At 68.7% G+C, this 18,840-nt stretch carries 16 protein-coding genes; 10 read left to right on the top strand and 6 right to left on the bottom strand.

The genetic code is table 11. The features are described 5' to 3' along the window. Positions 1 to 16: 16 nt before the first annotated feature. The gene (gene ubiG, locus ACH0AE_RS02155) at positions 17 to 796 is read right to left on the bottom strand and encodes a bifunctional 2-polyprenyl-6-hydroxyphenol methylase/3-demethylubiquinol 3-O-methyltransferase UbiG (RefSeq protein WP_294443368.1); all 780 of its coding nucleotides are present in this window, start codon (positions 794 to 796) and stop codon (positions 17 to 19) included. A gap of 52 nt (positions 797 to 848) precedes the next feature. On the opposite strand from ubiG, the gene ACH0AE_RS02150 reads away from it, so the two are divergent. Further along, positions 849 to 2,120, top strand: coding sequence for an aspartate kinase (locus tag ACH0AE_RS02150; protein WP_294444951.1), 1,272 nt, complete (start codon positions 849 to 851; stop codon positions 2,118 to 2,120). Between the two features lie 4 nt (positions 2,121 to 2,124). Here the strand turns inward: ACH0AE_RS02150 and ACH0AE_RS02145 are convergent, their stop codons facing one another. Further along, on the bottom strand, positions 2,125 to 3,606 hold the full coding sequence (locus tag ACH0AE_RS02145; RefSeq protein WP_294444950.1) for an AarF/ABC1/UbiB kinase family protein: 1,482 nt from the start codon (positions 3,604 to 3,606) through the stop codon (positions 2,125 to 2,127). A gap of 5 nt (positions 3,607 to 3,611) precedes the next feature. After that, on the bottom strand, positions 3,612 to 4,028 hold the full coding sequence (locus ACH0AE_RS02140) for a secondary thiamine-phosphate synthase enzyme YjbQ (protein ID WP_294444949.1): 417 nt from the start codon (positions 4,026 to 4,028) through the stop codon (positions 3,612 to 3,614). A gap of 89 nt (positions 4,029 to 4,117) precedes the next feature. Between ACH0AE_RS02140 and ACH0AE_RS02135 the strand changes: the two genes are divergently transcribed. Continuing rightward, a complete protein-coding gene (locus ACH0AE_RS02135) occupies positions 4,118 to 5,104 on the top strand; it encodes a nitronate monooxygenase family protein (RefSeq protein WP_294444952.1) in 987 nt (328 codons plus the stop codon). Positions 5,105 to 5,166: 62 nt separating this feature from the next. Next, positions 5,167 to 5,967 carry a TerC family protein gene (locus ACH0AE_RS02130; protein ID WP_294444948.1) on the top strand — a complete coding sequence of 267 codons (801 nt, stop codon included), beginning with the start codon at positions 5,167 to 5,169 and terminating at the stop codon, positions 5,965 to 5,967. On the opposite strand, the gene ACH0AE_RS02125 is transcribed toward ACH0AE_RS02130, so the two are convergent. Continuing rightward, positions 5,957 to 6,631, bottom strand: a complete 675-nt coding sequence (locus ACH0AE_RS02125; protein WP_294444947.1) for an HAD-IA family hydrolase — start codon at positions 6,629 to 6,631, stop codon at positions 5,957 to 5,959. The genes ACH0AE_RS02130 and ACH0AE_RS02125 overlap by 11 nt on opposite strands. Positions 6,632 to 6,818: 187 nt before the next feature. On the opposite strand from ACH0AE_RS02125, the gene ACH0AE_RS02120 reads away from it, so the two are divergent. From ACH0AE_RS02120 to pal, 7 genes are all read left to right on the top strand, one after another. Further along, a complete protein-coding gene (locus ACH0AE_RS02120) occupies positions 6,819 to 7,736 on the top strand; it encodes a hypothetical protein (RefSeq protein ID WP_294444946.1) in 918 nt (305 codons plus the stop codon). Positions 7,737 to 7,801: 65 nt separating this feature from the next. Next, entirely contained in the window at positions 7,802 to 8,269 is a 468-nt protein-coding gene (ybgC, locus tag ACH0AE_RS02115; protein ID WP_294444945.1) for a tol-pal system-associated acyl-CoA thioesterase, read from the top strand. Then, positions 8,266 to 8,958 carry a protein TolQ gene (gene tolQ / locus ACH0AE_RS02110; RefSeq protein ID WP_294444944.1) on the top strand — a complete coding sequence of 231 codons (693 nt, stop codon included), beginning with the start codon at positions 8,266 to 8,268 and terminating at the stop codon, positions 8,956 to 8,958. The genes ybgC and tolQ overlap by 4 nt, the downstream gene beginning before the upstream one ends. A gap of 11 nt (positions 8,959 to 8,969) precedes the next feature. Then, positions 8,970 to 9,401 (top strand): protein TolR, encoded by a 432-nt coding sequence (gene tolR, locus ACH0AE_RS02105; RefSeq protein WP_294444943.1) that lies wholly within the window; start codon positions 8,970 to 8,972, stop codon positions 9,399 to 9,401. A 3-nt stretch (positions 9,402 to 9,404) separates the two neighbouring features. Further along, positions 9,405 to 10,469, top strand: coding sequence for a cell envelope biogenesis protein TolA (locus tag ACH0AE_RS02100; RefSeq protein ID WP_294444942.1), 1,065 nt, complete (start codon positions 9,405 to 9,407; stop codon positions 10,467 to 10,469). Continuing rightward, entirely contained in the window at positions 10,469 to 11,947 is a 1,479-nt protein-coding gene (tolB, locus tag ACH0AE_RS02095) for a Tol-Pal system beta propeller repeat protein TolB (protein WP_406875404.1), read from the top strand. Before ACH0AE_RS02100 ends, tolB begins: the two co-directional genes overlap by 1 nt. 48 nt (positions 11,948 to 11,995) lie before the next feature. Next, complete coding sequence (gene pal / locus ACH0AE_RS02090) at positions 11,996 to 12,511, top strand: peptidoglycan-associated lipoprotein Pal (RefSeq protein ID WP_294443364.1); 516 nt, start codon at positions 11,996 to 11,998, stop codon at positions 12,509 to 12,511. A 296-nt stretch (positions 12,512 to 12,807) separates the two neighbouring features. Here the strand turns inward: pal and ACH0AE_RS02085 are convergent, their stop codons facing one another. Both ACH0AE_RS02085 and ACH0AE_RS02080 read right to left on the bottom strand, forming a co-directional pair. Then, positions 12,808 to 13,569, bottom strand: coding sequence for a LytTR family DNA-binding domain-containing protein (locus tag ACH0AE_RS02085; RefSeq protein WP_294443363.1), 762 nt, complete (start codon positions 13,567 to 13,569; stop codon positions 12,808 to 12,810). Next, complete coding sequence (locus ACH0AE_RS02080; RefSeq protein WP_406875403.1) at positions 13,566 to 18,683, bottom strand: GAF domain-containing protein; 5,118 nt, start codon at positions 18,681 to 18,683, stop codon at positions 13,566 to 13,568. Before ACH0AE_RS02080 ends, ACH0AE_RS02085 begins: the two co-directional genes overlap by 4 nt. Positions 18,684 to 18,840: the final 157 nt, after the last annotated feature.

The following is an 18,840-nucleotide window of genomic DNA, read 5'->3' as shown; positions in this document are numbered from 1 at the left end:
CGGTGGATTGCGGCGCTCAGGCGCGGGTGGCGGTAATCAGGTAATTGAGCGCGAGCGAGTCCGAGAGGGTGAAGCCGGCGGTTGGCGAGAAGCTGAGCCCGCGCGTGTCGCGCACGGTGAGGCCGGCCTTGTCGAGCAGCTCGGTCAGTTCCTCTGGCGTCAGGAACTTGTCCCAATCATGCGTGCCCTTCGGGATCCGGCCGGTCCCTTCGGCAAGCGTGATCATCGCGACGCGCGACAGCGGGGTGCGATTGGGGGTGGAGAGGATCAGCAGGCCGCCCTCCGCCAGCGCGCCGGCGAGGCCAGCGACGAAGGAAGCAGGATCGGCGACATGCTCGATCACCTCGAGGCAGGTGACAAGGTCGAACGTCTCGCCCGCCACTGCCTCCACGCCGCCGGCGCGATAATCGATGACGAGGCCGCTGGTGTGGGCGTGATCGCGCGCCACCGCGATATTCTCGGGCGCGGCGTCAATCGCGGTGACGGCGGCGCCGAGGCGCTTCAGCGGCTCCGCGAGGAGCCCGGCGCCGCAGCCGACATCGAGCGCGGTCTTGCCGGCGAGCGGGGTGAAGCTTGCCGGATCGAGATCGAAATGCCCGTCCGCCTGTTCGCGGATGTAGCGCAGCCGCACCGGGTTCAGGCGGTGGAGCATCGCCGAGGAACCGCGCGGATCCCACCAGTCCTTCGCCATCGCGCCGAAGTGCGCCGCCTCGGTCGCGACGATGCTCGCGTGATCGGGGCTGGCTACGCCGGAGCTGGCCGGAGCGGTATCGGTTGTTACGGTTGCGTCCACCATGGGCCGCTCCTATCAGGCGCGCCTGTTTTCCCCAAGCTCCGAGAGTATTCGCGTGGCCCGCATCGTCATGAAATTCGGCGGCACCTCGATGGCGGGGATCGAGCGGATTCGCTCGGTCGCCGCGCGGGTGAAACGCGAGGCGGCGGCCGGCAACGAAGTGGCCGTGGTCGTTTCCGCCATGGCGGGCGAGACCGACCGGCTGGTCAATTTCTGCCGCGAGGCGAGCGCGCTGTACGATCCCAAGGAATATGACGTCGTCGTTTCCGCCGGCGAGCAGATCACCAGCGGGCTGCTGGCGATCGCGCTGCAGGCGATCGGCGTGCCGGCGCGTTCCTGGCTGGGCTGGCAGTTGCCGGTCAACACGTCCGGCGCGTTCGCAAAGGCGCGGATCGAAACGATCGATGCCGAGGCACTGCTCGCCAGCATGGGTGCGGGCGAAGTGGCGGTGATCCCCGGCTTCCAGGGCGTGCATGACGGGCGCGTGACGACGCTGGGCCGTGGCGGCTCCGACACGTCGGCGGTGGCGGTGGCGGCAGCGATCAAGGCCGATCGCTGCGACATCTACACCGACGTTGATGGCGTCTATACCACCGATCCGCGCATCGTGCCGCGCGCGCGCAAGCTCGCCAAGGTGACGTATGAGGAGATGCTGGAGCTCGCCAGCGTGGGCGCCAAGGTGCTGCAGACGCGGTCGGTGGGCCTGGCGATGAAGGAAAACGTCCGCGTCCAGGTGCTCTCGTCGTTCACCGGCGACGATGCGCCGATGGCGGATACACTGCCCGGTACGATGATCGTGGGCGAAGAGGAGGTTGAAGACGTGGAACGCCAGCTGATCACCGGCATCGCGCACGACAAGAACGAAGCGAAGATCACGCTGACCGCAGTGCCCGACAAGCCGGGTTCGGTGTCGGCGATCTTCGAGCCGCTGGCCGCGGCGAACATCAACGTCGACATGATCATCCAGAATATCGCGCACGATCACGGAGCGCGGGGCTCGGGCTCGACGGACGTGACCTTCACCGTGCCGGCGGCGGATCTGGCACGATCGATCGAGACGCTGAACCAGGCGCGTGTGGCGATCGGCTTCGAGGAGCTGGTGCACGACACGCGCGTGGCGAAGATCAGCGTCGTGGGCGTCGGCATGCGCAGCCATGCGGGCGTGGCGAGCACGATGTTCTCGACGCTGGGCGCGCGCGGGATCAACATCCTTGCGATCTCGACCAGCGAGATCAAGGTCAGCGTGCTGATCAACGAGGACGAGACCGAGCTGGCGGTGCGCGTGCTGCACACCGCCTACGGCCTCGACGCCGACGAGGCGGCCTGAGCCGCTAGGTCAGCATGATCGCCGCCGCGATGATCAGCGCGGCGACGATTAGGGCGGCCGCGAGGATGCGGCTGTCGAACGGCTGCGCCGGGGCAGGCGTTGGCGGGGCCTCCGCGCGGCGGACGAGCGCGCGGATCAGACGCGGGAGATCGTCTCCCAGCCGATCGACCTCCAGTGCGACGGCGGCGGCGCGGCGTGACCAGCGCTCCGGCGATAGCCGCTCCATCACCAGCCGGCCGCTTGCCCGGCGCATCGCGGCGGCGAGATCGAAGTCGGGCTCGATCGCGCCGAGCACGCCGTCCAATGTGATCAGCGCCTTGAACAAAAGCAGCAGATCGGGCGGGAAGGCGAGCTTCTCCTCGCGCAGCGTGCCGAACAGGTCGGCGACGAGATCGGCCAGCACCAGACGGCGGCCGTGGCGGACCACCAGCCCCTCCGCGATCGGCATGAAGCGCGGGACCTGATGTTCCAGTTCGGCCCAGCGGGCGAGCGTTTCGGCGAGGAGCGCGGGATCGTCGGTGACCAGTGCCTGGACGAAGGCGATGAATTCCTCACGCCGGCGCGGGCTGACGTGGCCGATGAGGCCGAAATCGATCATGCCGATGCGGTTGCCGGGCAAGCACAGGAGGTTGCCGGGGTGCGGATCGCCGTGGAAGCGGCCGTTGATGAGCGCCATCTGAAGCACGATGTCCGCGCCCGAGGCGGCGATCACGGCGGGGTCGATCCCGGCATCTCGCAGCACCTGGGCGTTGCGCGGCGGCACGCCGGGGATGTGGTCCATCACGATCAGCGCTTCGGACGTATAATCCCAGTGGATGCGCGGGATCAGCACGCGGGAGTCGCGCGCGAAATCGTCGCGCAGCAGATCGGCGTTGCGGCCCTCGTTGGCGAAATCGAGTTCGCCCAGGATCGCGCTGCCGAGCTGGCGGATGAGCTTGGTCGCGCCGAAGCGGCGGGCCTCCGCATTGGAGCGTTCCATGACGCGCGCGACTTCGCCGAGCAGGCGCAAGTCCGCCTCCATCCGCGGGCGGATGCCGGGGCGGCGGATCTTGACCACCACGGCCGTGCCATCGGGCAGCGTTGCGCGGTGGACCTGCGCCATCGAGGCGGCGGCGAGCGGTTCGGCATCGAACTGGGCGAAGACGGTCTCGGGCGGCTCGCCGAGCGCGGCCTCCACCGCCGGGCGCAGGTCCTCGAAGGGCAGGCGCGGGGCCGAGCTTTGCAGCTGTTCGAACGCGGCGATCCATTCGGGCGGCAGGATATCCGCGCGCGTCGCCATGATCTGGCCGAGCTTCACCCAGGTGGGGCCGAGCGCCTCCAGCGCGCGGCGGGTGCGATCGGGAAGGTCGAACGGCTCGGGCTCGTCCTGCGCGCTGCCGAGGCCGAGGCGGGCGAGCAGCACGTCGAGGCCGAAGCGCGACATGACGGCGGCGACTTCGCCCAGCCGGGCGCGATCGCGGGCGGCGACTTTCAGCGTTCCCAGCATCGCCGTCACTCGCCGATCAGGTGAAGCGCGACCTGCCGACGGTGCGACGCACGGCGATGCTCGAAGAGGTAGATGCCCTGCCATGTGCCGAGCACAGGGCGGCCATTCGCGACTGGGATCGAGAGGCTGGTGGCGGTGAGCGCCGAGCGCAGGTGCGCGGGCATGTCGTCCGGCCCTTCATCGTCATGCTCGTAATCACGCGATTCGGGGGCGATGCGGGCGAGATAGCGTTCTATGTCGCGTCGCGCGGCGGGGGCGGCATTTTCCTGGATCAGCAGCGAGGCGGAGGTGTGGCGGATGAAGAGGGTGAGGAGGCCCTGTTCGATGCCGGTCGAGGCGACCCAGCCGGTGACATCGCGGGTGAATTCGTGAAGGCCCTGTCCGGGCGAGGTAACAATCAATTCGGTGGCGTATTGCCGCATGTTTGTCTCCGCCGCGCGACCGGTGTAGCGGCGCGGTGATGAACGATACCACGATCGACCGTTCGGGTTCCGCCCGTCTCGCCCGCCGCATGGAGCGCGGCGCCGCATTCCTCGGCAGCGAAGTGGCCATCATGGCCGGCGCGATGAGCTGGGTTAGCGAACGCAATTTGGTCGCCGCCATGTCCAACGCCGGCGGGTTTGGCGTGATTGCGTGCGGGGCGATGACGGTCGAGTTGCTCGACAAGGAAATCGCCGCGACCAAGGCGCTGACCGACAAGCCGTTCGGCGTGAACCTGATCACCATGCACCCCGATCTGATGGCGCTGATCGAGGTGTGCGCGAAGCATCAGGTTGGCCATGTCGTGCTGGCGGGCGGGCTGCCGCCCAAGGGCTCGCTGGAAGCGATCAAGGCATCAGGCGCCAAGGTCATCTGCTTTGCGCCGACGCTGGCGCTGGCGAAGAAGCTGATCCGCTCGGGCGTCGACGCGCTGGTGATCGAAGGGTCCGAGGCAGGGGGGCATATTGGCCCCGTTTCGACCAGCGTGCTGGCGCAGGAGATCCTGCCGGCGATCGCCAGTGACGTGCCGGTGTTCATCGCTGGCGGCATCGGCCGCGGCGAGGCGATTGCGGGCTATCTCGACATGGGCGCGGCAGGCGTCCAGCTCGGTACGCGCTTCGTCTGCGCGACCGAATCGATCGCGCATCCCAAGTTCAAGCAGGCGTTCATCCGTGCCTCGGCCCGCGACGCGGTGGCCAGCGTTCAGATCGACCCGCGCCTGCCGGTGATCCCGGTGCGCGCGTTGAAGAATGCCGGGGGCGAATTGTTCACGGCGAAGCAGCGCGAAGTGGCGCAGGCGCTGGACGAAGGGTCGGTCGCGATGGCCGAGGCGCAGCTGCAGATCGAACATTATTGGGCCGGCGCGCTGCGCCGCGCGGTGATCGACGGCGATGTCGAGCATGGCAGCGTGATGGCTGGCCAGTCGGTGGGCATGGTCACCAAGGAAGAGCCGTTGGCCGACATCATCGCGTCGCTGATGGCGGAAGCCGCGCAGGCGCTGGAGCAGCGCGCGGCATAGGTTCCGCGGGCGGCACAAATATCCTCGTTGCCGGTGGGCGATCGGCCGCATAGCATCGCGGCATGGAAAGCCTTGTTGCGTTATTCTCCGATCCGACCGCCTGGGCGGCGCTGATCGCGCTGGTGATCATGGAAGTCGTGCTTGGCATCGACAACCTGATCTTCATCTCGATCCTGTCGAACAAGCTGCCCGAGGAGCAGCGCGGCAAGGCCCGCAAGCTCGGCATCGGGCTGGCGCTGGTCATGCGCCTTATCCTGCTGTCGATGATCGCCTGGCTCGTCGGCCTGACGGCGGTGGTGTTCGACCTCGGCATCAAGGGGCCGCTCAACGATTATGGCCAGCCGGCGTTCGAGACGGCGTTCTCCTGGCGGGACCTGATCCTGATCGCGGGCGGCCTGTTCCTGATCTGGAAGGCGACCAAGGAGATCCACCATAACGTCGATCCGCGGGTGAGCGACGACCTGCTCGACAAGAAGCAGGTGGCGGCGATCACCTTCGGCGGGGCGATTGTGCAGATCATCCTGCTCGACATGGTGTTCTCGATCGATTCGATCCTGACGGCGGTGGGCATGACCGACAATCTGGCGGTGATGGTGATCGCGGTGCTGGTCGCGGTCGGCACGATGGTGCTGGCGGCGGATCCGCTGGCGAACTTCATCGCGCGCAACCCGTCCGTCGTGATGCTGGCGCTGGGCTTCCTGTTGATGATCGGCGCGGTGCTGATCGCGGACGGCTTCGGCGTGCATGTGCCCAAGGGCTATATCTATGCCGCGATGGGCTTCTCGGTCCTGGTCGAGGCGCTGAACCTGATGTCGCGGCGCGCCGATCAGCGTAAGGCCGCGGCGCAGGCCGCTAAGGAGTGACGCCGGTCAGGCGGATGCTGCCGTCCGCCTGAACCGCCACTGCAAGCCCGCGATAATCGCGGACCACGGGATGCGACGTGGAAGGTGGATCGTCGTGCGCCGCGCGGAGGACGATGATCGCTGTCGCCTCGGCGGCTTCGGCAGCGGCAATCCCGGCCGGCGCATCCTCCCATATCAGGCAGTCTTCGATCGCGACGCCGAGCGCGCTGGCGGCTGCGAGGAAGCAATCGGGTGCCGGCTTGCCGTTCGCGATATCCTCGGCACTGATCATGACCGGCGGAAGCGGCAGCCCAGCGGCCTCCATGCGGCGCAAGGCGAGCGCACTTGGGGCGGACGTGACCACCGCCCAGCGTGCATCGGCGAGTTGATCGAGAAGGTGCCGGGCGCCGGCGATCTCCACTACGCCTTCCACGTCCTCGATCTCCGCGGCGGTGATGAGCGCGGCCTCGTGATCCGGATCCATGCCCGGCTTCGCGAAGCGCCGCACCGTCTCGGCCGCCTGCACGCCATGCATCACTGCGCGGACTTCCGCGGGATCGATGCCGTGCCGCTCCGCCCATGTCGTCCACACGCGATTGGCCACGGCGATGCTGTTGAGGATGGTGCCATCCATGTCGAACAACAGGGCGGCGTAGCTGCGGTTCGGAAGCTTCTGGTGACTCAAGATCGTGTTCCTCAGGATGTGGCCGTTGCAGCCGGGAAGCAGAACTCTCCTTGGTGCAAGGGGATGCGGACACATCGTTACCACTGGAGCCGATCCGAACCGGATCCGTTTATCGCAAGGTTTACTGCGCGGTAACTTTATCGGGCGCACGTTTCGATTCGGGAGCCGGGGAGAAAACGGAGCCGCCATGTCACGCGTATCGCTAGCCTCTGCCGCCCTCGTGTTGGTCGCCATGGCGGCCTGCTCGACGAAGCCCAAGGTGATCGCGGAGGCGCCGCCACCGCCGCCGACGCCGGCCGTTCCGGTGTACATCACGCCGCCCTTGTCTCCGATCAACCGCGGCCTGAGCGATGCGGCGACCGTCTGGCACGTCCGGGTGGCGCTGAACGTCGCGGCCCTCGCCTGCCGCGGGACCGAGGAAGCCGGCATCATCCAGCGCTACAATGCCATGCTGGCGACGCACAAGGCGACGCTGGCGACGGCGCAAGCGACGCTGTCGGCGGAGTTCAAGGCGAGCGGCGGGGACTGGCAGGATCGCTATGACGATGCGATGACCCGCCTCTACAATTTCTTCTCGCAGGCGCAGGCACGCGATGCGTTCTGCACGGCCGCGGCGGCGACGCTGACGGAGACCGAACGGCTGCGCCCGGGCGAGCTGCAGAGCTTCGCCGCAGCTGTGCTGCCGACGCTGGACGCGCCATTCGCGGAAATGCTCGCGCCGCGACCGGTGATCGCCGCAGCGGCCCCCGCATCTGTGCCGGTCCATGCGTCGATCACGCCGCAGGTGGCGCGACCGCAGGCGTTACCGGTGTCGACACCGGCAACTGCGGCGCCTTTGCCGGCGCGCGCCGTCGCGACGCGCGTTGCCGCTGCGCCGGAGCCGGCGGTGGGTACCCGCGCACCGACACTGGCCCCGGCGCCGGTGAGCAAGCCGCTGCCCGCGGTGGCATCGCGCGCCGTGGTGCCGGCTGCCGGCGTCCGCACGGCGGCCGTGGCCGCTCCTGCCCCTGCCGCCCCTGCCGCTGCGGTCGGTACCCGCGCGCCGCGGCTGGAGCTCGACATGGCGGCGCTGCAGGACGAGGAGCCGGTCGCGCCGCGCCGTTGATCGCGCCCGCCCGGACGCTCAGCGAAGGGGTTACGCCGGGCAAGGCGTTGGGTTAACAGCGCGACATGGAGACCGGCCGCGCCGATCAGCCCGCCGAGGGGCGCTTCGACGGGTTCGAGCACCGTTTGCCGGTGCGCGTCTATTTCGAGGACACCGACCTGTCGGGCGTGGTCTATCACGCCAATTACCTGCGTTTCATGGAACGCGGGCGATCGGACATGCTTCGCCTGGTGGGCGTCAATCAGCGTGCGGTGCAGGAAGCGGGCGACGGCGCCTATGCCGTCGCCAGCCTGTCGATCCGCTACGCCGCGCCCGCGCGGCTCGATGACGCGCTGGTGGTGACGACGCGGGTGACGGCCGTGCGCGCGGCCAGCGTCTCCATTCATCAAAGAGTCATGCGTGACGCGCTTGTGCTGGCGGAGGCGGATGTGGTCGCCGCGCTGGTCGCCCCTTCGGGGCGGCCGCGCCGGCAACCGCGTGATTGGATCGACCGTTTCTCCGCACTTGTCGACAAAGGGGAAAACAGGCCTTGAACCCGTTCTTCAATACCGACGCTGCCACCCTCTCCCCGATCGCCTTGTTCCTGCAGGCCGATTGGGTGGTGAAGCTGGTGATGTTCGGGCTGCTTGCCGCGAGCATCTGGACTTGGGCGATCATCTTCATGTTCTGGCGCAAGCTGGGGCGGACGCGGAAGGCGACTGAGACGTTCGAGCGCGATTTCTGGAAGGCGGAGGATATCGACGCGTTCTACAAGACACGCGCCGATGCGGACCTGCCAAGCGCGCGGGTGTTTGCCGCGGGCGTCGCGGAGTGGCGGCGCTCGACCCAGGGCGCGGTGATCGATCGCGGCGGCACGCGCGAGCGGCTGGCGACGACGATGGGCGCGGCCGTGGCGAGCGAGATCGACAACCTGTCCGACCGGCTGAACATTCTGGCGACGGTCGGCTCGGTGGCGCCGTTCGTTGGCCTGTTCGGCACCGTGTGGGGCATCATGCGCAGCTTCACCAGCATCGCCAGCCAGCAGAACACCAGCCTTGCGGTCGTCGCGCCGGGCATTGCGGAGGCGCTGTTCGCGACCGCGATCGGCCTGTTCGCGGCGATCCCCGCGGTCATCGCCTACAACCGCTTCAGCCATGCCATCAACCGCATCGAAGCGCGGCTGAACCGCTTCGCCGACGGCTTCCACGCGACGCTTTCGCGCCAGCTCGACCGCGAGAAGTGAGGGGGTAGCCGATGGCCCTGCAACTTCCCTCGCAACGATCCGGCGGGCGCCGCGCGCCGATGGCGGAGATCAACGTCACGCCGCTCGTCGACGTGATGCTGGTGCTGCTGATCATCTTCATGGTGACGGCGCCGCTGCTGACCGCGGGCGTGCCGGTGAACCTGCCTGACAGCCGCGCCAAGCCGCTGGACCAGGACCAGCAGCCGACCGAGATTTCGCTCGACGCCGATGGCCAGATCTTCATCGCCAAGGAGGAGATCGCGCCGGACGCGCTGCCGGCGCGGCTGGATGCGATCGCGGCGCAATCGGGCGCGGGTGATCCGCCGCAGGTGTATCTGCGCGCCGACCGTGCGCTCGATTACGGCCGCGTGATGCGGGTGATGGGCGAGTTGAACCGCGCCGGGCTGAACCGCGTCGCGCTGGTGACGATCGGCGACGAGTAAGCGATGGATCAGACGGAGAAGGTCGGGCTTGGGGTTGCAGGGGCAGGACATCTGGTCCTGTTTGGGCTCTTGTCCGTCGGCTTCCTCTCGACGCCCAATCCCGAAAAGCTGAAGCAGCAGCCGATCGACGTCAGCCTCGTAAAGGACGTGGGGCTGGAGGCGACGGCGCCGCAAGCGGTGGAGGAGCCGGCGCAGTCGGTTGCCCCGGAAACGGGCGAGCCGGACGATGCGGCGCCGCCGGCGCCGGCCGAGCCTGAACCGGCACCCGAGCCCGAACCCGCGCCGCCGCAGCCCGCGCCGAAGCCCGAGCCGCCCAAGCCTGCACCCAAGGCTGCGCCCAAGCAGGAACCCAAGCCCAAGCCCGCGCCGCCCAAGCCGCAGCCTGCGCCCAAGCCGGCTGAAAAGCCGCAGCCCAAGCCCACGCCCAGGCCGAACCCGGCGGCGGAGCGCGAGGCGGCGAAGAAGGCCGCAGCGGCCGAGAATGCCGCGAAGGAAGCTGCCGCTGCCAAGGCGAAAGCTGCCGCAGAGGCGAAGGCGAAGGCCGCGGCCGATGCGCGCGCGAAGGCTGCAGCGGATGCCAAGGCAAAAGCTGCCGCAGCCGCCAAGGCGCGTGGATCGGGATCGGACAGCCAGTCCAAATCGGCAAAGCCGCGCGGTGGCCGGCTCGGCGATGACTTCCTGAAGGGCCTGACGACCGAGCCGTCGACGAGCCGCAGTCAGACGCCACGTGCGGCGAAGATCGATGCGACCGCCCTTGCATCGATCGTGCAGGCGATCGCGCGACAGATTCAGCCATGCGCCGATCGCCAGGTCGATCCGGGCCCCGGCGCGAACCAGATCGTGACGACGCTGAACCTGCGCCTGAACGAGAACGGCACGCTCGCCTCAACGCCAACGGTCGTCCGCCAGACCGGCATCACGCCCGAGAACGAGCGTTACGCCCAGCGCGTGAAGGACCTCGGCATCGCGGCGTTCAAGGGCTGTTCGCCGCTCAAGCTGCCGGCGGAATATTACGACACGCCCAGTGGCGGGTGGAACAACATCAACTTCAAGTGGAAGCTGCGGTGATGATCGAACCAACAACCGTTCGCCCTGAGCGTGTCGATGCGCGCGGAGACGCCGGCCTTGCAGCCCGTGGATCCGGCCGACCGGCCCGGGCGGGCGTGGCGGCGCTGTTCCTCGCGCTGCTCGCCGCGCCGGGCGTCGCGCAGGACGTGCCACCGACGCCGCTCAACGTGCCGACCGTCCAGGCGCCGGCGGCGGCTCCCGCGCAGACCGCCGGCGGCCCGCTGGAAGTGGACGTGACGGGCGGCATCTCGGCGCCGATGCCGATCGCCATCCCCTATATGCCGCCTGCCGCCGTCGCGCAGACGCCGGCGGGATCGACCGACGCGCTCGGCCGGCAGCTGGCGGAGATCGTGACCAACGACCTGCGCAACTCGGGCCTCTTCACGCCGCTGTCGCCGGCGCAGCTGCGCACCGTGATGTTCCCCGAAGTGCAGGCACCGGCGTTCAGCTATTGGGGCGGCACGGGCGCGCAGGCGCTGGTGCAGGGCTATATCCGCGCCAATGGCGACGGCACGCTGACGGTCGGCTGCTATCTGTTCGACGTGTCGGCGCAAACCGAACTGATGCGCCAGGGCTTCGTGGTGCCACCGTCCGACTGGCGACGTGCGGCGCACAAATGCGCCGACATGGTCTACACCCGCCTGACCGGCGAAGGACCGTATTTCGACAGCCGCGTCGTCTACGTCTCCGAGACGGGGCCGAAGGGCAAGCGCATCAAGCGGCTGTCGATCATGGATCAGGACGGCGCCAACCACCGCTTCCTGACCAACGGCCAGTCGATCGTGCTGACGCCGCGCTTCTCGCCGAACCAGCAGTCGATCGTGTACATGAGCTATGTCGGCCGGGTGCCGGCGATCTATGTCTACGAGATCGGCAGCGGACGGCAGCGGCTGGTGGTGCAGAATGTCGCCACGACCTTCGCACCGCGCTTCTCGCCGGACGGCCGCTGGATCCTGTTCTCGATGGCGACCGGCGGCAACACGGACCTCTATCGCGTGCCCGCTGCCGGCGGCACGCCGCAGCGGCTGACCAATTCGCCGGGCATCGATACCGGCGGCAGCTATTCCCCCGACGGCAGCAAGATCGTGTTCGAGAGCGATCGTTCGGGTGGACAGCAATTGTACGTGATGAACGCCGATGGTTCGAACCAGCAGCGCATCAGCTTCGGCGGCGGCCGCTACGGCACGCCGGCCTGGAGCCCGCGCGGTGACCTGATCGCGTTCACGCGCATGTCGGGCGGCTTCCGCATCGGCATCATGAACACCAGCGGCGGAGGCGAGAAGATCCTCACCAACGGCTGGCATGACGAGGGCCCGAGCTGGGCGCCGAACGGCCGCGTGCTGATGTTCTATCGCTCCGCACAGGGGCGCAGCGGCAAGGCGGATCTGTGGTCGGTGGACCTGACCGGCGTCAACGAACGCCGCGTGCCGACGCCGCTCGACGGCTCCGACCCCTCATGGGGTCCGCTGCGGCCGTAAAGCTGTTATGGGGGTGAGATACGGGGTGCAGAAATGGGAGAAAGAAGAATGGCGAGACTGACGACCACCATCCTGCTCGCGACGGCGCTTGTCACGACCGCGGCCTGCTCGAAGAAGCGGCCCGAAGTGCTGCCGCCGGCGCCGGGCGAGGCGCCGCAGGGCCCGACCGGCCCGACCGGCCCGAGCGATGGCGCGGTCATCCCGGGCTCGTCCGAGGACTTCAAGCGCTCGGTTACCAGCGACACGATCAACTTCGGCCTCGACATGTACGACATCGACGGCACGGCGCGCGGCATCCTCGACAGCCAGGTGGTTTGGCTGCAGCGCTATCCGAACGTGCGGGTGACGATCGAAGGCCATGCCGACGAGCGCGGCACGCGCGAGTACAACCTGGCGCTGGGCGATCGCCGCGCGAATTCGGCGAAGAACTATCTCGTCGCGCGTGGCATCTCGCCGTCGCGCATCACGACCATCAGCTACGGCAAGGAGCGGCCGCTGGCACTTGGCTCCGACGAGGAGAGCTGGGCGCAGAACCGCCGCGCGGTGACCGTCGTCCTGAACTGACGATATGAGGGCGCCGGCCCGATAGGGGCCGGCGCCCGTTTGCCGCGACCTGCTGGGCGGAGGGACGGCCGCGGCAAATCCCTCAGGCGGCGCCGACGGACGGCGCGATCACCATAACGGTCAGCAGGAAGCCGGCGAGCAGCGCCGGGAAGAAGCTTGGACGGTGCATGGCGCGTCTCCTTTCGTGAGGAGGCAGGTGCCATCGCCCGGTGTGGGCGTCAGCCGCCGTGCGATCGGCGGGGCGGGGCTGCGACCAAGGTGCCGGTGGCCGCGACGAAGCGGCGGGATCGGCGCCGCTACCGCTTCAGCCGATGGCGAACGTCGCCGACATGCTGCGGGCCGACACGGACGCTCGCTCCTGATTTCAGCACCAATGTGGTGTGGCGGCCGATCTGGTTGATCGCCTGCACCGCGTCCGGCCGCACGAAGGCGGAGCGGTGGACGCGCATCAGCTGCGCCGGATCGAGCGCGCCTTCCAGCGCCCCCATCGTGACGCGGATCATGTAGCTGCGCTCCGCCGTGTGGAGCAGCGCATAATCCTTGGCCGCCTCGATCCACTCGATCGCGTCGACCGCGACGCGCACCTGGCCGCGGCCGGTGGGGATCCAGAATTCGGTCTGATAGCCGCCGCCCGGCATCTCCGCGGGCGCGGTCTGCGGTTCCGAGGCCGGCGTACTCGTCGTGGCGACGCGCCGAAGCACGGAGCGCACGCGCGCGAGCAGTTCGCGCGGCTCGAACGGCTTCATCATGTAATCGTCCGCGCCAAGCTCCAGCCCCACCACGCGGTCGATCACGTCCTGCCGTGCCGTCAGCATGATGATGCCGATCGGCTTGCCGGTGGCGCGCAGCCGGCGCGCGATCGAGAAGCCGTCCTCTTCGGGCATGGTGACGTCGAGCACGACGAGATCGGCCGGACGCTCCGCCAGGATGGCGTCGAGCGCGCGGCCGCCATCCGCCTCCGACACATCGAGGCCCTGGTCCGCGAGATAGGCGGCGGTCGGCTCCCGCAGATCCTCTTCGTCATCGACCAGGACGATGTGGGGAATGGCGTCGCTCATCTTTGCTCCATCTGGTCAAGGAAGCGGCGCACCGCCTCGGGTACGAAGGGTTTTTCCAGCACCGGGCGCTGCATCTCGGCAATGAAGCGCGCGGCAGCAGCACCAAGCGTGTCGCCGGTGGCGAAGGCGACGCGTGAGGCGAGATCCGGCCGCTCTGCGCGCACGAAGTCATAGAGCGCGGGCCCGTCCATGTCGGGCATGCGCAGATCACTGACGATGAGGTCATAGTCGCCGCCGGCGAGCCGCGACTTGGCCGCCAGCCCGCCAACCGCAATGTCGCAGGTGAAGCCCTCGAGCGAAAGGAAGTCGGCGAGCGATTCGGCAATTTCGGCCTCGTCATCGATCACCAGTGCGCGCCGCTGCGGCGGGGGCGGCGGCTCGGCCGCGCTCGGCTCGGCACGGCCCAGCATCTGCTGCGGATCGACCGGCAGCGTCAGGCGGAAGGTGGCGCCGGTGCGGGTGGGCAGCAGCGTCAGCCGCCCGCCGTGCGCCTCCGCCAGGCCTTGCGAGAACGAGAGGCCGACACCGGTGCCTTCGCCTTGCGTCTTGGTGGTGAAGAAGGGTTCGAAGATCCGCCGGCGCGCGTCGGCCGGGACGCCGGGGCCATTGTCCGCCACGTCGAGCACCACCGTCATCGGCTCCGGCCCCCGGGCGGTGGTGATCCGCACCACACGCTCGCCGATCCCGCCATGGCCGACGAGCGCATGCTGGGCGTTGATCAACAGGTTGATGATGATCTGGTGGAGCTGATCGGCATCGGCGGCGATCTGCGGCAAGGCGGGGTCAAAAGCGCGTTCGATGCGGATCCCCTCCGTCCGGAGGCCGAATTCGGCGAGGTCCAGCGCAGCGATCGCGACCTGGTTCAGATCGACCGGCTGGCGTTCCGGCTGCTTGGCCCGGGCCATGGCGAGGAAGGTCTGGACGATGCGCGCGCAGCGATCGGCCGCCTTGCGGATCTTGAACGCGCGGTCCGCGAGGTCACCTCCCTTCGCTTGGCGCTCCATCATCACCGCCTGGGCGACGACGATCGACAGGGGGTTGTTTAGCTCGTGGCTGACCCCGGCGAGAAGCGAGCCGAGCGCCGAGAGCTTCTCCGTCTGATACAGCGCCTCACGGCTGCGCTCGAGCGCTTCCTCGGCATGGGCGCGCTCCAGGGTGGCCCAGGTCCGGTCCGCGATCTCGCGCAGCAGGCGCACCTCGCTGGGGCGCCAGGCGCGCGGCTCGGCCTGCTGCATCGACAGGATGGCGACGATCCGCCCCGCGCGCGTCAGCGTGACGCTGCTCAGCGCGCCGATGCCGATGCTTTCGAACAGCGGGCGATTTCGTTCATCGAAGCGATCATCGGTGGCGATGTCGTCGATCACGACGGGTGTGCCGGTGAAGTGGCTGTCGAGCAGGCGATCACCAAGCTGCGCGAAGGGGAAGCGCTGCCCGAGCAGCGCCGGCGTGCCGTCCCGGGTCCATTCACGCACCACGTGAAGCGCGTGCCCTTCCTCGTCACTCTCGGAATAATTGGCGCGCGATACGCCGAGATACCGCCCGACCCATTCCAGCGTGATGTCGAGGATTGCGTGCGCGCGGCTTTCGTCGCGGACGAGATCGCTCCAGCCGATCAGGAAGGCCTGATCGCGTTCGCGCTGGCGCAGTTCGGCGAGCGCGCGGGCGCGATCGAGCGCGATCCACAGCCGTTCCGATACGTCGCGGATCAGCTGGATCTCGGATTGGCGCCAGCCACGCGGATGACGCGACTGGGCGGAAAGCGAGGCGCGCATCTCGCCTTCGACGATCAGCGGCACCGTGACGAAGGCACGGACCTCGATTTCGGCATAATAAGCCTCGCGCCCCGGCAGCACGCGCGGATCGCCGACGATGTCATCGTAGCGGATCACGTGACCCGCACGCCATTGGTCGGCAATCGTCTGGGATACCTGCGCGACCGAGAAGCGCCGCCCGACGACGCTGCTGACGCCGTCGCACCAGTTGGCCACCACGACGAACTCGCCGTCGGGCCCGGTGTTGATCGAATAGGTGGTGCGCGTGATGCCGAGGTGGCGGGTGAGCCGCTCGAGCGTTGCCGCCATCACCTGATCGGCGGTGCTGAGCTGCCGCAGCTGATCGCTCCATTCGACGAGGAACGCCTGATTGCGTTCGCGTTCGAGCAGCGATGCCTCGGCGCGCGCGCGTTCCAGCATCGTCCAGAGGCGATCGGCAACCTCGCGCAGGAGCTGCAGTTCGCGCTCCGACCAGTCGCGGGCGCTGCGATCCTGCACCGAGAGCAAGGCGCAGGTCGTGCCGCTGCGCACCATCGGCACTGCCGCGAAAGTGGCGGCGTCGACGGCGTGGTAGCGGGCGCGGGCCGCCTCGTCGAAGCGGGGATCCGAATCCACGTCCCGCGACATCACGGTCTCGCCGGCGAGATACGATGACTCCACCGCATCGCTCACGGCAGGCCGCGGCGACGCGCGGGTGGCGCCGACCGTGTCGCGCCATTCGTGCAGGACAGTAAAACCACCGTTCGCCTCCGGCTCGGCGAAATTGGCCCGCGCGGTGCCGAGGTGGCCGGCGAGAGCGGCAAGCGTCGTGGCGAGGATCGCGTCAGGATCCGTCTCGGCGCGCAGCCGGTCGCTCCAGGCGATGACGAACGCCTGATCCCGTTCTCGCCGGGCAAGTTCAGCCTGGGTGCGGGCGCGCTCCAGTGCGTTCCATGTCCGCTCCCCCATGTCGCGGATCAGCGCGATCTCGCGGGCCTTCCACGCCCGCGGCGCGCGTGACTGGACCGAGAGGATCGCGGCAACGCCGCCGTCGCGGATCAGCGGGATGCTGACGAAGGCGGCGATGTCGCGCTCGGCGTAGATCGGCAGGTCCTTGGGGTCGGTGCGCGGATCGCTGGCGACATCATCGTAACGGACGATCTCGCCCGCGATCCATTCGCGCTGCGCCCGCGTGCCGATCGCCTCCAGCGAGACACGGGTACCGATCAGGCTGGGGCAGCCATCGCACCAGTCCCAGCGGGTGGTGAAGACGCGGTCGTCATGATCGAATTCCGAATAGGTGACGCGCGTCGTGCCGAGATGGCGGCCGAGCCGCTCCATCGTATCCAGCATGATGTCGTCGGGTTCGGAAAGGCCGCGCAGCGCATCGGTCCAGTCGACCAGGAATGCCTGGTCGCGCTCACGCGCCTTCAGCGATTGCTCGGCGCGTGCCCGTTCGAGCATGCCCCACATCCGGTCCGCTACCTCGCCGACCAGCGCGGCCTCTGCCGGATGCCAGCGGCGCGGGCTGTTCTGGTCGATCGCGAGGATCGCCTGCACCACGCCGCCGCGTGCCAGCGGGACGCCGATCCGCGCGACGATGCCGGTCTCGGCAAAGCGGCGCCGCGCCTCGGCGGAGAAGCGATGATCCTTCGACAGATCCTCGCTGACCATCATCTCGCCGGCGAGATAGGCGCTGCGCACCATCGGGCTGAGGTTCGCCGCGGGCCAGGAATAGCCGAGCACCGAGGGGCGGCCCGGCGCCCATTCCGCGATGACGGTGTAACGCCCGTCGCCGGCGGGACCGACCGGATCGAGTTCGATCGTCGAGCAGGTGGTGCTGGTCGCGCCGAGGTGGCCGCCGAGCATGGTGAGCGTGATCTGGGTGATCGCGGCCGGATCGAGCGCGGCGCGGACGCGATCATTCCAGCGGATGAGGAAGGCCTGTTCGCGCTCGCGTGCCTTCAGCGCCTCCTCGGCGCGGGCGCGGGTGAGCGTTGCCCAGGTGCGCTCGGCTACCGCCTCCACCAGTGCGATCTCCGCCGGCGACCAGTGGCGGGGGAGGTGGTGCTGGACGATCAATATGCCGTCGAGCCGGCCCGCCTTCACGAGCGGCACCGAGATGCCGGAACGCACGCCGATCGCCGCCATATAATCCCGCGTGCCAACGGTGATCGGGCCGCCCAAAGTCGAGAAATCTTCGGTAATGATGGTCTCGCCGCGGGCAAAAGCGGCGAACAACGCGTCGAAGGCGGCGGGGAAACGGCGCGTATTGTCCGCCTGTGGCAGCAGATCGGCGAGGCCACGCCGGATGCTGATCATCGGCCCCTCGGAAGAGGGCTCCGCTTCGCTGTAAAGGACGCGGGTGGCGCCGAGATGCGCCTTCAGCATGTCCGCGACCGTCGCCAGGATGATCGCCGGTTCGGTTTCGTCGCGGATCGCGTCGGACAGGCCGCGCAGGAAAATCTCGTGTTCGGTGCGCGCGGCCTGGCCACTCAGATCGAACTGGATGCCGCACCAGCGCGTGATCGCGCCGTTCGCGTCGCGGATCGGCACGGTGCGGGTGAGGAGCGGGCGATAGATGCCGTCGAGCCCGTGCATCCGCACCGTCGTTTCGAGCGGCAAGCCCTCGCGCGTGGACCGGGAGTAGAGCCGCATCGCCTCCCGGCGGTCCTCGGGATGGATGGTGCGGCTGGGATCGCGCACCGCATCGCCATAATAAGCGCGGCCGGCACGGTTCATCCAATAGCCAAAGCCATCGGGATCGGCGAGCCAGCAGATCCCGGGCATGTTGTCGGCCAGGAGGCGGAACTGCTCCTCGCTTTCGCGCAGCCTGGCGAGCGTGCGCGCCTGCTCGAGCGCCGCCCAGGTGCGCGCGCCGGTCTGCGCGACGAGCGCGATCTCATCCTCCGCCCAGACGCGCGGTTCATGATGATTGGCGGAGAAGAGCGCGACGAAGCGACCATCGTGGATCAGCGGCACCGACAAGGTGGCGCGGCAGTGGGTGGCGCGCAGGCTGGCGCGCTCCGCCTCCGTCAGATCAAGGCCATCAACGTCGGTGGCGGCGATCGTGCGGCCGCGGACATATTCGCGCACCAGCCCGGAATCGCGGTGCAGCGGACGGCGGCCCACCATCGTGGCGAGCCCGTCGGTCCGGTCATGAAGGACGACGAACTCGTCCCCCTCCACCTCGCCATAGCCGACGCGGCTGACGCCCAGGTACCGGGCGATGGTTTCGCACACGATCGCGAGGATCGCTGCCGGCGGGCGTTCAGCGGCAAACTGTTCCGACAGCCACAGCTTTACCGCCTCGACAGAATCGAGCGCAGGTGGTGACGCTGCGGTGGCGTTCTGCGCGCGCATTCCTCCGCTCGTATCCATCTGTCCCCCCCCGGAGGCGCAGCTTAGCATCACGTGGCCGAGTCGCGCATAGGGCGCGCGTCGCACGCTGGCCGGCGCCGCCGACGGGGCAGGCACCTTCGTCGAGCTTTCGTCGCACTCGTCGCAAGTTACGCGGCAG

Source organism: Sphingomonas sp. 179-A 2A2 NHS (genome assembly GCF_045371305.1).
Lineage (GTDB): Bacteria > Pseudomonadota > Alphaproteobacteria > Sphingomonadales > Sphingomonadaceae > Sphingomonas.
Note: the sequence above shows the minus strand (reverse complement) of the source record. Positions and strands in the feature narration are given on the sequence as shown.

Excerpts from the sequence above, each read along its gene's own strand:
- ACH0AE_RS02100 (WP_294444942.1), top strand. The coding sequence starts at position 9,405 with ATGGATCAGACGGAGAAGGTCGGGCTTGGGGTTGCAGGGGCAGGACAT.
- ACH0AE_RS02145 (WP_294444950.1), bottom strand. The coding sequence starts at position 3,606 with ATGCTGGGAACGCTGAAAGTCGCCGCCCGCGATCGCGCCCGGCTGGGC.
- ACH0AE_RS02130 (WP_294444948.1), top strand. The coding sequence starts at position 5,167 with ATGGAAAGCCTTGTTGCGTTATTCTCCGATCCGACCGCCTGGGCGGCG.
- ACH0AE_RS02140 (WP_294444949.1), bottom strand. The coding sequence starts at position 4,028 with ATGCGGCAATACGCCACCGAATTGATTGTTACCTCGCCCGGACAGGGC.
- tolB (WP_406875404.1), top strand. The coding sequence starts at position 10,469 with ATGATCGAACCAACAACCGTTCGCCCTGAGCGTGTCGATGCGCGCGGA.
- ACH0AE_RS02135 (WP_294444952.1), top strand. The coding sequence starts at position 4,118 with ATGGAGCGCGGCGCCGCATTCCTCGGCAGCGAAGTGGCCATCATGGCC.
- ACH0AE_RS02080 (WP_406875403.1), bottom strand. The coding sequence starts at position 18,683 with ATGCGCGCGCAGAACGCCACCGCAGCGTCACCACCTGCGCTCGATTCT.
- ybgC (WP_294444945.1), top strand. The coding sequence starts at position 7,802 with ATGGAGACCGGCCGCGCCGATCAGCCCGCCGAGGGGCGCTTCGACGGG.
- ACH0AE_RS02120 (WP_294444946.1), top strand. The coding sequence starts at position 6,819 with ATGTCACGCGTATCGCTAGCCTCTGCCGCCCTCGTGTTGGTCGCCATG.
- ubiG (WP_294443368.1), bottom strand. The coding sequence starts at position 796 with ATGGTGGACGCAACCGTAACAACCGATACCGCTCCGGCCAGCTCCGGC.
- ACH0AE_RS02085 (WP_294443363.1), bottom strand. The coding sequence starts at position 13,569 with ATGAGCGACGCCATTCCCCACATCGTCCTGGTCGATGACGAAGAGGAT.
- tolR (WP_294444943.1), top strand. The coding sequence starts at position 8,970 with ATGGCCCTGCAACTTCCCTCGCAACGATCCGGCGGGCGCCGCGCGCCG.
- pal (WP_294443364.1), top strand. The coding sequence starts at position 11,996 with ATGGCGAGACTGACGACCACCATCCTGCTCGCGACGGCGCTTGTCACG.